Genomic DNA, 14,008 nt, shown 5'->3' with positions numbered 1-14,008 from the left:
GAGCGTTTTCCCAGATAGCAACGGCGGCCCCTCAATGCGCCGGTAACAACGACAATGATGCGGTGCGTGTGGTTACCGGCCCGTGGCTGCCCGCCAGGCCTCACCTGCGGAAACAATAGGGGGTCAAGACGGGCCGGTAACAACGAGTCAGTGCGCAAGGCGGGAGCAGAGGTGCGCAAGGCGGAGGCAGAGTGGGGAGCATAGCGGTGGCGCCCGCGTAGGCGAGAATCCCGGATCCAGAAGTATGCGCGCTGAGGCCAACGCACCGGCCGGGCGCCAACCCCTATACTTGAAGCCGATGTGTGCCGACCAGTGCGGAGGAGGGACCAATGGCAGACGAGAAGACCGGACAAACCCTGCGTGACGCGGAGAACCGCGACCGCGTCCCTGACATCGTGATTATCACGGGCATGTCCGGCTCGGGCCGCACGCAAGCCCTCCACTGCTTCGAGGACATGGGCTACTTCTGCATCGACAACCTCCCGCCGCGCCTGGTCCCGCAGCTCGCGGACCTCGTGGGCATCAACTCTGGCGTGGGCCGACACCTGGCCGTCACCTGCGACCTGCGCAGCCAGGGCCTCTTTGACGAACTCACGGACACCATCCGCCAACTCGGGGAGCACGAGCTCTCGTGCAAGCTCCTCTTCCTGGACGCCTCCGACGAGGTCCTCATGCGCCGTTACAACGAGAACCGCCGCCGCCATCCGCTCGCGGTTCCCGGCGAGACCGTCGAGCACGCCATCAAGCGCGAGCGCCGCCAGCTCAAGGACGCCCGCTCGATGGCCGACCTCGTCATCGACACCAGTCGTCTGCGCACATCTGCCTTAAGGACGCGCCTCAACACGGCGTTCTCGGAGCTCACCGAGCAGCAGCTCCTGGACGTGAACGTCTTCTCGTTCGGCTTCAAGCACGGCATGCCCTCCGAGGCGGACCTCATGATCGACGTGCGCTTCCTGCCCAACCCCTTCTACGATCCAGAGATGCGCCATCTCACGGGCAATGACGAGAAGGTCGCCCGCTACGTCATGGACAACAAGATCACGCGCGACTTCATGGACGCCTGGCTGCGCCTTCTCGACGTGGCCATGCCCGGCTACGTCGCCGAGGGCAAGGCGCGGCTGTCCATCGCCGTGGGGTGCACGGGCGGGCAGCACAGAAGCGTCGCCATCGCCAACGCCACTGCTGCCCACCTCAAGGCCCAGGGCTACCGCGTGAACCTCTTCCACCGCGACCTGCCCGAGGCGCCAACAGCGCCAGACCAGGGTGCCCCGACGGGCGAGGGGCAGTAAATGTCCTTTACTGCCCAGGTAAAAGACGAGCTCTCGCGCATCGAGCCAACCACGCGCATGGCAGAGCTCGCGCAGCTCTCCGCCCTCGTGCGCGTCTGCGGGACCATGAGCTTCCACGGCTCGGGGCGCTACTCGATCCGCATCGCCACCGAGACCGGTGCCGTTGCCCGCACCGTCATCAAGCTCACGCACCGCGTGTTCGACCTCGAGACCTCACTTACCGTGCGGCGCTCTGTTCTCCATAAGACGAGAAACTACCTCATCGAGATGCCCGAGCAGGAGCGCCTGGCAGGAGACCTTACGAGCCTTGGCATACTCGTTCCCGGCCACGGGATAGCGCTCGGCGTGCCCGAGGGGCTCCTTAAGACGAGAGAAGCACGTGCCGCCTTTGTCCGTGGCGCGTTCATGGCGGGCGGCTTCATCGCCGACCCGCGCGGGGACTTCCACCTCGAGATCGCGGTGACGGGGGAGGAGTTCGCCCACGGCCTCGCCGAGGTCATCTCCACCCTCGGCATCTCCGCGCGCATCAACCGGCGTCGCGGTGCCTACGCCCTCTACCTCAAGAGCTTCGACGACGTCCTGAGCCTCCTCAGGGTGATGGGGGCAAGCCGCATGGCGCGTGTGGTCGAGGTGGCGCGTGCGAGAAAGTCGGTCAAGAACGACGTCAACCGCCGCGTCAACGCCGAGGTCGCCAACCAGGCGCGCTCCTCTTCGGCGGCGGCAGCGCAGCTCGACCTCATCGACCGCGCAGACGATCTCGCGGGTCTCTCGCACCTCCCGCCGGCCGTTCGCGAGTTCTGCGTCGCCCGTCGGGAGCACCCGGAGCTCTCGCTTGCGGCGCTGGGCGAAACGTTCGACCCACCGGCCTCGAAATCAGCAATGTATCACCGCCTGCTCAGGCTGGAGCAGATCGTGAACGGCGAGGACGATGGGAAACCTGAGAACGTTTCCACATCAGGAAATCGTTGATTTTACTAATAAAGATGCAGGTAGATTGTATCGCATACTATACTTCGCGCAAATTTGCCCCCACAATTTTGCCAGCGTTGCGGATTAGTCGTTTTAGATTGGCAAACGTGCGGTAGAATGTCCCTAGCAATGACGTTTCGGCGTTGTTACATGGTCAGTCGGGGGGAGGCCCCGTCGGCCACTCGAAAGGAGAAAGCATGGCAGTTAAGGTTGCAATCAACGGCTTCGGTCGCATCGGTCGCCTGGCATTCCGCCAGATGTTCGGTCACGAGGGCTCCGAGATCGTCGCCATCAACGATCTTACGTCTCCCGAGATGCTCGCCTACCTGCTGAAGTACGACTCCACGCAGGGCAACTACTCCCGCGATCACGAGATCTCCGCTGGTGAGGACTCCATCACCGTCGACGGCAAGACCATCAAGATCTACAAGGAGGCAGACGCCAACAACCTGCCTTGGGGCGAGCTTGGCGTTGACGTCGTCCTCGAGTGCACCGGCTTCTACACCTCCAAGGCCAAGTCCCAGGCCCACCTCAACGCTGGCGCCAAGAAGGTCGTCATCTCCGCTCCCGCGGGCTCCGACCTCAAGACCATCGTCTACAACGTCAACCACGAGACCCTGACCGCCGAGGATGACATCATCTCCGCCGCCTCCTGCACCACCAACTGCCTCGCTCCCATGGCCAAGGGCCTGAACGACTTCGCCCCCATCGTCTCTGGCATCATGACGACCATCCACGCCTACACCGGCGACCAGATGATCCTCGACGGCCCGCAGCGCAAGGGCAACTTCCGTCGTAGCCGCGCTGGCGCGGAGAACATCGTCCCCAACAGCACCGGTGCCGCCAAGGCCATCGGCCTCGTGCTCCCCGAGCTCAACGGCAAGCTCATCGGCGCAGCTCAGCGCGTTCCCACGCCCACCGGCTCCCTCACCAACCTCTACGCCGTCGTTGACAAGGAGGTCACCGTCGAGGAGGTCAACGCCGCGATGAAGGCCTTCTCCGAGAAGATCCCCGAGACCTTCGGCTACAACGAGGACCAGATTGTTTCTCGCGACATCGTTGGCATGACCTACGGCTCGCTCTTCGACGCCACCCAGACCATGGTCAACCCGCTCGGCAACGGCCAGAGCCTCGTCCAGGTCACCTCTTGGTACGACAACGAGAACTCCTTCACCTCTCAGATGGTCCGCACCATCAAGTACTTCGAGAAGTTCGTCGCCTAGTTCGACGCTTCGCTGAGGTAACTATGGGGCGCGGTTTGCAGCTTTCGGGCCGCGGCCGCGCCCCTGTTCTTTGCACGTATCGACAACCAGAGGAGTGAACATGGCTTTCACCAAGAAGACCGTTCGCGACATCGACGTCGAGGGCAAGCGCATCATCATGCGCGTTGACTTCAACGTGCCCCTGAAGGACGGTGTCGTCACCGACGACACGCGCATCAAGGCCGCCATCCCCACCATCAAGTACCTCAAGGAGCACGGCGCCGGCATCGTGCTCATGAGCCACCTCGGCCGCCCCAAGGGCGACGGTCCCGAGCCCGAGCTCTCGCTCAAGCCTGCCGCCGAGAAGCTCGCCGAGCTTACCGGCTATGACGTGAAGTTCGTTGACGACACCTACGGCGAGAAGGCCGCTGCTGCCGTTGCCGAGGTCAAGCCTGGTGACATCCTGGTGCTCGAGAACGTCCGCTTCGACAAGCGCGAGAAGAAGAACGACCCCGAGATCGCCAAGAAGCTCGCTTCCTACGGCGACATCTTCGTGCTCGACGCCTTCGGCACCGCGCACCGTGCGCAGGGCTCCGTTGTTGGCCCCGCTGCCTACATCCCCGCTGTCGCCGGCTTCCTGCTCGAGAAGGAGGTCGACACCCTCACGTCGATCTTCGCCGAGCCCGAGCGTCCGTTCGTCGCCATCGTGGGTGGCTCCAAGGTTTCCTCCAAGATTACCGTGCTCGATCGTCTGATCGACTCCGCCGACACCCTCATCGTGGGCGGCGGCATGGCCTACACCTTCTTCCTTGCTAAGGGCTATACGGTGGGCACTTCCCTCCAGGAGCCCGACTACGTCGACGAGGCCAAGAAGCTCCTCAAGAAGGCCGAGGACAAGGGCGTCAAGCTGCTTCTTCCGGTCGACAACGTTGTCACCGACGACTTCGACAACCCCACCGTCAAGGAGGTCGTCGACTCCGACAAGATCCCCGACGACCGCATGGGCATGGACATTGGCACCAAGACCCGCGAGCTCTACGCAGATGCCATCAAGGGCGCCAAGACCGTCTTCTGGAACGGCCCCATGGGCGTCTTCGAGAAGGACGAGTTCGCTGACGGCACCAAGGCCGTTGCCGAGGCCGTGGCTGAGGTCAAGGCCAACGGCGGCACCTCCATCATCGGTGGTGGCGACTCCGTGGCCGCAATCAACAAGTTTGGCCTGGCTCCCAAGATGAGCTGGATCTCCACGGGCGGCGGCGCCTCGATGGAGCTCGTCGAGGGCAAGGCCCTTCCTGGAGTGGAGGCGCTTCTCGATGCGTAACAGGATGATCGCTGGTAACTGGAAGATGAACAAGACCTACGACGAGGGCGTTGTCCTCGCACAGGGTTTGGTCGACGAGCTCAAGGACGGCACCGGCTCGGTGGACGTCGTCGTCTGCCCGCCCGCCATTGACGTCAAGGGCGTCGCCGAGGTCATCCAGCAGGCAAACGCCCCCATCGCCGTGGGCGTCCAGAACGTCTACTGGGAGGAGAAGGGCGCCTACACCGGCGAGACCGCTCCCGACATGATCACCGCCGTTGGTGCCACCTACTGCATCATTGGCCACTCCGAGCGTCGTGGCTACTTTGGCGAGACCGACGAGGACATCAACAAGAAGGCCAAGGCCCTGATGGCCCATGGCATCGTGCCCATCTCCTGCTGCGGCGAGTCCCTCGAGGTCCGCGAGGCCGGCAAGCACGTGGAGTTCGTGGTCGAGCAGATCAAGAAGGACACTGAGGGCCTCACGATCGACGACCCCTCCAAGTACGTCGTTGCCTACGAGCCCATCTGGGCCATCGGCACCGGCAAGACCGCCACGGCCGATGACGCCGAGGAGGTCTGCGGCGCCATCCGCAAGACCCTCGCCGAGATCTTTGGCCAGGAGACGGCCGACGGCATACGCATCCTCTATGGCGGCTCCGCCAAGCCCGAGAACGTGGGCGGCTTCCTCGAGAAGGAGGACGTCGACGGCGCGCTCGTCGGCGGTGCCTCGCTCAAGGCCGACAGCTTTGCTGCCATGGTGAGGAGCGCCATGGCATAAGACAAAGGGACAGTCCCTTTGTCTCATTCGGCCCCGGTGCGGTATTCGCGCCGGGGCCTTTGTGCAATTTGGGGCAGAATAAGCACTGCCTCAGAAAGGTGGCGGAAGTTGCTTCTCGAGAAGTCGACATGGCCTGCGGTCGAGGCCTACTTTGCTGGCAATGACCTGGTAGTCCTTGGGTTTGGCAGTACGGAGAGCCACGGACGACACAACCCACTTGGAACCGACTGGATGGCCCCCCAGAGGATACTTGAGCTCATGGAGGAGCGTCGGCCTGGCATTCTCTTTGGCCCAACACTTCGCTTTGGCTCGGCCGATCACTTCATCGACTATCCTGGCACGCTCTCGCTTGGCGATGACCTCCTCCACCAGGTGAGTGCCCGAATCTGCGACCAGCTCTACCATTACGGCGCGCGGCACTACTGCTTTGTGAACGGACATGGGGGCAATACCCGCGCACTCACGTTGACCGGCTACGGCCTCAACGATCGTGGCTGCCAGGTTGCCCTCCTCAACTGGTGGAAGCTTGCGGGTGAGCTTGATTCCGCGTGGGGCGGTGGCCACGGCGGAGCGCAGGAGACCTCTGCAAACCTCTGGATAGACCAAGGATCGGTTGATGTCTCTGCGCTTGGTTCCATGGACCTTGTGGATGACGGCGGTAGCGATATCAAGACAAAGGGATTCGATGTCGTCGAGTTTGAAGGGGTTCACCCTTCGCTCATCCGTCGCGCTCGCAGGTATGCCTCGAACGGATGGATAGGGAAAGACGATCCCAAGCAGGCGTCTGCGGAGTGGGGAGAGCAGATGCTCACCTCCTTTGCGGATTGGGCCGTGAAGTTCCTCGACGCCTTCGCTCAGTCTCCGCTGCCGGGCCAGATAGAGCGCTAGGCGAGAACGTCGAGGCTTCTCTCCACGATTGCACGGAGACCTTCTCTGCAGAAATGCGCCTTCCGGAGAGAAAATGACGCCCGAGCGGTTGTTTCGTACGGAATCCAGTACGAGATACGCCCTCCGGCGCCCTTTTAGCGCCGGAAGGGTCGTTGCCGCAACTATCGCGTACAAAAGAGTTCTTCCGGCGCCGTTTTGGCGCCGGAACGTGAGATATGGCAGCGCATGTGTCCGCGGTCTTCTCGTAGAAAATGATCTGGGCCCATCGGCATCAACCGGTGGGCCCAGGACTACTACATGATGACAAATGCAACTACTGCGCGGGCGTTGCGTCCCTTAGCTCGGGCAGGCGTGCGGCATCGACCTTGATGCCGGTGAACTTGTTCGAGGTCACCTTGTTCAGGGTCTTGTGGAGCATGGGGATGATGGGCATGTCCTCGGCCGCAATGGCGTCCGCCTCGTGCATGAGCTCGACGCGCTTGTCCTCGTCCACGGTCTTTCGCGCCTCGTCCAGCTTGGCGTCGAACTCGGCGCTGGAGTAGTGGGAGACGTTGTCGCCCACGCCGGTGTACATGAGCGGCTGCAGGAAGTTGTCCATGATGGGATAGTCTGCGGTCCAGCCACGAGATCCAAGCTGGAAGGTGCCGGCAACGTAGTCGTCGAGCATCGACGCGTATTCCTTCTGGTCGATGGTCACGTTGATGCCCACGGCCTTCCAGTCGCCCTGCAGGACCTCGAACTCGTTTGTCTTGTTGGACGAGGAAACCATGATGGTGAGGTCGATGCCGCGCATACCATCTGAGCCGGCGGGATAGCCTGCCTCGTCGAGGAGCTTGCCCGCCTTGTCCACGTCATAGGCGCAGTACTGCCACGTGGTCTCGTCGTTGCCCTTGATTCCCGGCGGGACAATGTCGCCTGCGGGCTGCGCAAATCCCTCGTAGAGGGTGTCGCAGAGGTTCTGGCGGTTGATGGCAAGAGACATTGCCTGGCGCACCCTCTTGTCAGAGAGGATGGGGTCGTTCACGTTGTACGCAAGGTATTCCGTGTACAGAACCTCGCCAACCATCGTCTGCTTGTTGGGGGTGCCGGTGTAGCCGTCGTCCGACTGCCCGTACTTCTCGACCGTCTCCTTGACGCGCCCCGCTGGAATGTCGCAGAGGTCGAGGTTGCCTGCCTCAAACTCGCGGAACGCCGTGTCGGTGTCTTTGTAGATGTTGAAGTGTACGGCGTCGACCTTGGCGGGGTTGTCACCGGCATAGTCCTCGTAGCGCTTCATGTTGATGTACTGGCCATCGTTCCAGGTGCCATCCATCTGGAAGGGGCCGTTGCCAACCGGCGCCTTGGAGTAGGTGTCGTAGTTGTCCTTCGCGCAGTCCGGGATGGGCGAGAGGGGCGTGCAGCACACCACAAAAGGGAAGTCTGCGTAAGGGCCGGTGAGCTCGACCTTGAGGGTGTAGTCGTCGGGGCAGGAAAGCCCCTCAAGCTCTTCGGCGTTACCGTTGACCACGTCGTCATAGCCCTTCACCATGGCAAGGTGGTACGAGACCACAGACGGCGCAGTGGTGGTCTTGGGGTTGCAGATGCGGTTCCAGGCGTACTGGAACGACTTGGCCGTGACGTCGGTGCCATCGTGGAACTTGAGGCCCTGCTTGATGTGGAAGGTCCACGTCGCGGCGTCGTCAGACGACTCCCAGGACTCGGCGACGCTGGGCTTCAACTCCTCTGTGTCATAGTCGTAGACCGTGAGCTGGTCAAAGAGCTGCGAGGCAACAGCCGTGCCGTTGAACTCCTCAATGTCGAAGGGGTCGATCGACGTGGGGTTCGTGATTGCGTAGTTGATGGTTCCTCCGGATGGTGCCTCCCCACTGGATGACTCTCCGCTGCTGGACGAGCGTTGTCCGCAGGCGCCGAGTCCTGCGGCAGCCATCGCGGCAGCTCCACCCTTGATGAAGGTGCGACGATCCATCGAATGACCCATCTTTTCCTCCCGCCGTCTGTCCCCATGCAGACGCCGCATGACCGCAGCGTCTGCTTTTCGAGAAAGATGTTCGTCCTGTTGGAGGAAAGTGGCTGAGGGCTGAAACACGCCTGAAGCAAATGTTTGCAGTATTGATACTTTTGGCCTGATTTTCCTACCGCTCGCCGACTGCAACTCGAAAGCCGCATGGCCGCACCTCGCTCGTGGACCCCACAAGAATGGGTGCGAGCATGACTGCCCGCACCCATCAAGAGGCACCGTCTCCAATGGCGAGAAGCTCCGCCCGTTCTGTCCGCTATTCCAGCGCGAGGAAGGCGCAATAGCCCTTGTAGGCCTCCCAGATGTCCGCCTTGCTGGTGACCTCCCAGGGGGAGTGCATCGAGAGCACGCCAATGCCGGAGTCAATGACGTTCATGCCATAGGTGGCAAGGATGTAGGCGATGGTGCCACCGCCACCGGCGTCAACGCGGCCGAGCTCGGCGGTCTGGAAGCGGACGTTTGCGTCATCCATCACGCGACGGATGAGGGCAACGTACTCGGCGTCGGCATCGTTGGAGCCAGACTTGCCGCTGCCTCCCGTGTACTTGTTGAAGGTGAGACCGCGCCCAAGGAAGCACGAGTTCTTTGCCTCGAAGACCGAGGAGTAGTTGGGGTCGAAGGCCGCGGAGACGTCACTCGAGAGCATGCGAGAGCGCTCGAGGCAACGGCGCAGCGCCAGGGGAGTACCCTGTCCGGCTGCCTCGATAAGCTCGGCCATGACATCCTCAAAGAAGCGGCTGCTCATCGAGGTAGCACCGCGGCTGCCAATCTCCTCCTTGTCAACAAGGATGGTGACGGCGGTGCGCTTGGGCGCCTCGCACGCAAGCTGGGCAAGAAGCGAGGGATAGGCGCAGGAGCGGTCGTCCTGGCCGTAGCCCAGGATCATCGAACGGTCCAGGCCCATGTCGCGCGCCTGGCCAGCGGGCACAATCTCAAGCTCGGCGGAGAGTAGGTCCTCCTCGGTGATGTCGTACTTCTCGGCGAGAATATCAAGGACGGTTGCCTTAACCGCTTCTTTGTCTTGGTCCTTCTCGGCGCCGTCGCTAGCTGCCCTGGGGCGGTTGCCCACAATCACGTCGAGAAGCTCGCCCTCAATGAGCTCGGACGCCTTCTTCTGCATCTGCTCACGGGCAAGGTGGGGGAGAAGGTCGGAGACGCAGAAGACGGGGTCCGATGGGTCCTCGCCAATCACGACCTTGATGACACTCCCATCCTTCTTGGCAACAACGCCATGGATTGCCAGAGGCAGGGTTGCCCACTGGTAGGTCTTCACGCCGCCGTAGTAGTGCGTGTCAAGCGTGGCGATGTCGTTTCTCTCCTCGAGCGGGTTCTGCTTGACGTCCAGGCGGGGCGAGTCGATGTGGGCACCAAGGATGTTGACGCCCTGCTCGAGGGGCTCCGTGCCCAGCTCGATGAGCATGAGGCTCTTGCCGCGAACCGACGCGTAGACCTTGTCGCCGGCCGATAGCTTCTCGCCTGCCTTGACAGCCTCCTCAAGCGGGCGATACCCATGTGCCTCCGCAAGCTCGATGGCGGTTGAGCAGCACTCTCGCTCCGTCTTATTCTCAGAGATGAACTTCCTGTACCCCTCGCAGAATTCAGTGAGCTGCGCCAGGTCCTTCTCGCCATAGCCCTTCCAGGCGTTTGGTCTCTCCATTCCTGCTCCCTTCCAAAGTCCTCGGGTAAGCTCCGGAGAAGACTGTATCACCCATGGAACTCGCGCCGTTCATCGCGCCGCTCGCCGGATGTCATCTGAGTTGTGAAATGAGAAAAACGATAAAACGCTCGTATCACCATATGCTATGCTGAATAGCATTGCGTACAGCCCATCCGCTCTCGAAGGAGCCAGAATCCGTGAACGTCCTCAACGTCATCCTCCTTGTCCTGCTGTTCATCTCCGGCCTGCTCACCGTGGCTCTCGTCCTTATGCACTCGGGCAAGGGCACGGGCGTCTCTGACATGATTGCCTCCTCGCTCTACAACGCCTCCGCCGGTTCGGGCATCTGGGAGAAGAACCTCGACAGGCTCACAGTCATCACCTCCGTCATCTTCGTTGTGTGCGTCATCGTGATGGCGGTGACCTTCCCCACGGGGACCATCGGCCTGGCTGGCTAGACCTTCTCGGAAAACGGTTTCATGCGGGACGGAGTGGCGTGTGCCCCCCGTCCTTTTTTATCCGCACCACATTCTTTGGTTAACAGGTGGGACATTAAACCATCGAGTTGGCATCCTTAAACGCTTGCAAGCCTATGCTGGTGACATAAAGGCTTGTCACAAGGAGGATGCCACATGTACATGGAGAGAAGCACCTGGACGCAGGTTCGTGACTACTTCAAGGAGCACGACCTGGTGATTATTGGAGTTGGCTCGACGGAGTGCCACGGCAGGCACAATCCGCTGGGCACCGATACCATGGCGCCAGACAAGATCCTTGAGCTGCTGGAACAGCGCGACGGAACATTTCTTGTGGCTCCAACCCTTCCCTATGGCGCAACGGATGACCTTGTTGGGTACCCTGGCACGGTGAGCCTTGGCGTCCAGGGGCTCTACGACGTCCTTTCGAGTATCACGCGGCAGCTCAGAGCCTATGGCGCACGCCGCTTCGTCTTTCTCAATGGTCATGGCGGCAATGTTAAGTCGCTCTCGATGGCATCGATGGACCTGAACGATGCCGGCTGCCTTGCGGCGGTGGTCAACTGGTGGAGGGTTGCCCCGCAGCTTGATCCCGCATGGGGCGGCGGGCATGGTGGCGCCATGGAGACCAGCGCCAATCTCGCCATAGACCCGGCCTCCGTTGACATGTCGCAGGTGACAGACGAGAACCTGCTCCCCGACATTGGGGCCGACATGCCCTCGACGGGATGGAACAGCGTGAGCTTTGGCGGTGCGGAGGTGGAGTTCCCGCGCAGGCTTGCCCGCTTTGCAAGCTCCGGTTGGGTTGCCGAAGGCCACGACGACCATCCACGCGGGGCAAGCGCGGAGCTTGGCAAGGAGATGCTCGAGGGTACGGCTGCGTGGCTTCAGGAGTTCACGCACGCCCTCGAGGCAGAGAAGCTGCCCGAGCCAATCGACTTCTCTCGGGCAACGGAGCACCTCGACCAGTAGCGCACACTGCATAGCTGCATCTGTACCAGGCGTTCCCGCCTGCCGAGGGACGGGCGGACAACAAGGAGGAGAAATGCGCATCGAGCTGAGTACCTGGCCTGCCGTGAAAGACTACTTTGAGCAGGGAAACGACCTCGTCGTCATGGCCATAGGAAGCACGGAGGAGCACGGGAGGCACAACCCGCTGGGAACAGACACCCTTGCACCCAATCTGCTGCTGGAAAAGATTGATGCTGCCCTTGGCGAGGACGTGCTCATTGCGCCCACGATTCCCTTTGGCAACGCGGATGACCTCCTGGGGTTTCCGGGAACGCTCTCGATAGGCTATGACCTTCTCCGTTCGCTTGTCCGGACGCTCAGCATGCAGCTCTACGACTATGGAGCAAGAAGGTTCCTCTTCATCAACGGCCACGGCCCCAACATCAAGCCCATCTCAAGCGTGTGCGAGGAGCTCAATAGGCGAGGGTGCCTCGCGGCAAGGGCGGATTGGTGGCTCATGGCAGGCGAGCTCAACCCTGCGTGGGGCGGTGGCCATGGCGGGGCAGAGGAGACGGCTGCGGTGATGGCCGTCGACCCCTCGCTTGTGGATTCCTCCGAGCTTGGCCCCATGGCGCTTGCTAACGACATCTCCGACGAGCTTCCCACGTCTGGCTGGGACAACGTTGAGTTCAAGGGCGCTCACGTTGCCATTCCGCGTGACGCCTGCCGCTACGCCGGCAACGGCTGGATTGGCCCCGACGACCCAGCGGACGCCAACCCGGAGTGGGGAGGCCAGATGATGGACGGCGTGGCCAGCTACCTCGTCGACTTCATCGGCGCCCTCAAGCGCGCGCCGCTTCCCGCGCCCATGCCCGTCCGCACTACCAAGGCATACGGCGGCAATGGCGGCAAGTAACGTCAGCACGTACGCGATATTGGCTCCCAGGAGAGAGGCAAGTGGCAATGGATTTCAACGATAGCGAGGTCGTGGACCTTCTCGGCAGGCTCTCTAACGCAAAGTCCCCCTCGGGCTTCGAGGACGAGACCATAGAGGTCGTGCGCGACTTCTGCCAAGGGTGGGCAAAGGTCGAGACCAACAGCGTCCACGACGCACTCGTCACCCCCAAGAACTTTACAGGCGAGAAGCCCGTGCTCATGCTCGATGCCCACGGCGACGAGGTTGGAGGCATGGTCAAGTCCATCCGCTCCAACGGCACGATGACCTTCGTTGAACTAGGACGCTTCTCTCCCAACGTGCTCACCGGCCAGGACGTGCTGGTGAGAAACACGCTTGGCGAGTGGGTCCATGGCGTGATTGGCGTGAAGCCGCCCCACTTCATGAGCGCTGCCGAGCGCGCCTCCGGAGAGCTGCAGCTCATCCTGGACGTTGGCGCCACCTCCAAGGAGGAGGCGATAAACGTCTTCCATATGGGTATGGGCGAGCCTTTTGTCCCGGCCACCAAGTTCGAGTACAACGAGAAGACTGGCGTTGCGTTGGGGAAGGCATTCGACTGCCGCGCAGGAGTCACCGCAGAGCTCCTCGCCCTGCGCGAGCTTTCTAGCCGCACGGATCTACCCTTTGACGTTGTTGCCTCGGTGAGCTCGATGGAGGAGGTGGGGGAGCGCGGCGTGCTGGCAGCGGCGCTGCACTTCGATCCCATGGTCGCCTTCATGTTTGAGGGCTGCCCGGCAGATGACACGTTTACCATCCCCGATGACGTCCAGACTGCCTTTCGCCATGGCCCCATGTTTCGCTACTTTGACTGCTGCATGATTACGAACCCTCGCTACCAGCGCTTTGTACTCAAATGTGCGGCGGAGGCGGGACTCGTCTGCCAAACGAGCGTGCGGGAGGGCGGCGGCACCGACGGCGGCCCCACCCACATGCTTGACATCCCCTGCGTGGTCGCTGGCGTTCCCAGTCGCTACGTCCACTCGGGAACCGCGCTGTGCACGCTCTATGACGTAAAGATGACGGCGGAGGTTGCGGTTGCCGTGGCCGAGCGGATTACTCCGGATGCCGTTCGCTCCTTTTAAGCAGAGCGGGACCCCTGGCAATTTGGAGTTGCGTTAACGGGTAATTACATTGTCATTTCATAAACTTTTCTATTTACGTTCTTAACGTTACATGTGGACTATTCGACCTTAATGAACACTGTTTAGAAACAATAGCCCGCTACCCTGTTTCACAACATCAGGGACCCCGGACGAACGATCGGACCTTCTCGGTCCGGGAGGGAGCCCGGGATGTATACCAAAGAGGAGCGCGAGGGGATACTCTGGGAGTTCCACCAGAGCGGGATGAGCGTGGCGGAGGCCTGCCGCAGGCTCGCGCTGTTCCCCAACGAGTGGAACCTGAGACGGTGGCTGCGCATGGAGGAGGCGGGCGAGCTCGCCGCCCGCGAGATGCCCGACCGGGCCTCCCGCATGCACTGCGCCCACGGCGAGGGGAGCCCCGCCTACCGGAGGGCGCGCCCC

13 protein-coding genes are annotated in these 14,008 nt (G+C 61.9%); 11 read left to right on the top strand and 2 right to left on the bottom strand.

Annotated elements, in window-relative coordinates; all coding sequences use genetic code 11:
• The first annotated feature begins 329 nt into the window (after window positions 1–329).
• From rapZ to BMX94_RS08120, 6 genes are all read left to right on the top strand, one after another.
• A complete protein-coding gene (gene rapZ, locus BMX94_RS08145) occupies window positions 330–1,289 on the top strand; it encodes an RNase adapter RapZ (protein ID WP_091005460.1) in 960 nt (319 codons plus the stop codon).
• Complete coding sequence (whiA, locus tag BMX94_RS08140) at window positions 1,290–2,258, top strand: DNA-binding protein WhiA (protein WP_091005458.1); 969 nt, start codon at window positions 1,290–1,292, stop codon at window positions 2,256–2,258. It abuts the gene before it with no gap.
• Window positions 2,259–2,455: 197 nt separating this feature from the next.
• A complete protein-coding gene (gene gap, locus BMX94_RS08135) occupies window positions 2,456–3,481 on the top strand; it encodes a type I glyceraldehyde-3-phosphate dehydrogenase (RefSeq protein ID WP_072355001.1) in 1,026 nt (341 codons plus the stop codon).
• Between the two features lie 100 nt (window positions 3,482–3,581).
• On the top strand, window positions 3,582–4,781 hold the full coding sequence (locus tag BMX94_RS08130) for a phosphoglycerate kinase (protein WP_072355000.1): 1,200 nt from the start codon (window positions 3,582–3,584) through the stop codon (window positions 4,779–4,781).
• Window positions 4,774–5,541 (top strand): triose-phosphate isomerase, encoded by a 768-nt coding sequence (gene tpiA, locus BMX94_RS08125; protein WP_072354999.1) that lies wholly within the window; start codon window positions 4,774–4,776, stop codon window positions 5,539–5,541. The genes BMX94_RS08130 and tpiA overlap by 8 nt, the downstream gene beginning before the upstream one ends.
• Window positions 5,542–5,649: 108 nt before the next feature.
• Window positions 5,650–6,429: a creatininase family protein gene (locus BMX94_RS08120; protein WP_177171383.1), complete on the top strand. Its 780-nt coding sequence runs from the start codon at window positions 5,650–5,652 to the stop codon at window positions 6,427–6,429.
• 313 nt (window positions 6,430–6,742) lie between these two features.
• On the opposite strand, the gene BMX94_RS08115 is transcribed toward BMX94_RS08120, so the two are convergent.
• Entirely contained in the window at window positions 6,743–8,407 is a 1,665-nt protein-coding gene (locus BMX94_RS08115; protein ID WP_072354997.1) for an ABC transporter substrate-binding protein, read from the bottom strand.
• 295 nt (window positions 8,408–8,702) lie between these two features.
• Window positions 8,703–10,103, bottom strand: coding sequence for an aminopeptidase (locus BMX94_RS08110; RefSeq protein WP_072354996.1), 1,401 nt, complete (start codon window positions 10,101–10,103; stop codon window positions 8,703–8,705).
• Window positions 10,104–10,300: 197 nt separating this feature from the next.
• On the opposite strand from BMX94_RS08110, the gene secG reads away from it, so the two are divergent.
• The 5 genes from secG to BMX94_RS08085 form a co-directional block, all read left to right on the top strand.
• A complete protein-coding gene (gene secG / locus BMX94_RS08105; protein WP_072354995.1) occupies window positions 10,301–10,561 on the top strand; it encodes a preprotein translocase subunit SecG in 261 nt (86 codons plus the stop codon).
• 174 nt (window positions 10,562–10,735) lie between these two features.
• On the top strand, window positions 10,736–11,551 hold the full coding sequence (locus BMX94_RS08100; protein ID WP_091005454.1) for a creatininase family protein: 816 nt from the start codon (window positions 10,736–10,738) through the stop codon (window positions 11,549–11,551).
• 73 nt (window positions 11,552–11,624) lie between these two features.
• Window positions 11,625–12,446 carry a creatininase family protein gene (locus BMX94_RS08095; protein WP_072354992.1) on the top strand — a complete coding sequence of 274 codons (822 nt, stop codon included), beginning with the start codon at window positions 11,625–11,627 and terminating at the stop codon, window positions 12,444–12,446.
• Between the two features lie 47 nt (window positions 12,447–12,493).
• Window positions 12,494–13,567: a M42 family metallopeptidase gene (locus BMX94_RS08090; RefSeq protein ID WP_072354991.1), complete on the top strand. Its 1,074-nt coding sequence runs from the start codon at window positions 12,494–12,496 to the stop codon at window positions 13,565–13,567.
• Window positions 13,568–13,777: 210 nt separating this feature from the next.
• Window positions 13,778–14,008 (top strand): transposase (locus BMX94_RS08085; RefSeq protein WP_143052298.1); only part of this gene is annotated, 231 nt, incomplete at its 3' end.

This window comes from Olsenella sp. KH3B4, assembly GCA_900111695.1.
Lineage (GTDB): Bacteria > Actinomycetota > Coriobacteriia > Coriobacteriales > Atopobiaceae > Tractidigestivibacter.
Note: the sequence above shows the minus strand (reverse complement) of the source record. Positions and strands in the feature narration are given on the sequence as shown.

Coding starts and splice junctions, on each gene's coding strand:
- rapZ (WP_091005460.1), top strand. CDS start 330: ATGGCAGACGAGAAGACCGGACAAACCCTGCGTGACGCGGAGAACCGC.
- whiA (WP_091005458.1), top strand. CDS start 1,290: ATGTCCTTTACTGCCCAGGTAAAAGACGAGCTCTCGCGCATCGAGCCA.
- gap (WP_072355001.1), top strand. CDS start 2,456: ATGGCAGTTAAGGTTGCAATCAACGGCTTCGGTCGCATCGGTCGCCTG.
- BMX94_RS08130 (WP_072355000.1), top strand. CDS start 3,582: ATGGCTTTCACCAAGAAGACCGTTCGCGACATCGACGTCGAGGGCAAG.
- tpiA (WP_072354999.1), top strand. CDS start 4,774: ATGCGTAACAGGATGATCGCTGGTAACTGGAAGATGAACAAGACCTAC.
- BMX94_RS08115 (WP_072354997.1), bottom strand. CDS start 8,407: ATGGGTCATTCGATGGATCGTCGCACCTTCATCAAGGGTGGAGCTGCC.
- BMX94_RS08110 (WP_072354996.1), bottom strand. CDS start 10,103: ATGGAGAGACCAAACGCCTGGAAGGGCTATGGCGAGAAGGACCTGGCG.
- BMX94_RS08100 (WP_091005454.1), top strand. CDS start 10,736: ATGTACATGGAGAGAAGCACCTGGACGCAGGTTCGTGACTACTTCAAG.
- BMX94_RS08095 (WP_072354992.1), top strand. CDS start 11,625: ATGCGCATCGAGCTGAGTACCTGGCCTGCCGTGAAAGACTACTTTGAG.
- BMX94_RS08090 (WP_072354991.1), top strand. CDS start 12,494: ATGGATTTCAACGATAGCGAGGTCGTGGACCTTCTCGGCAGGCTCTCT.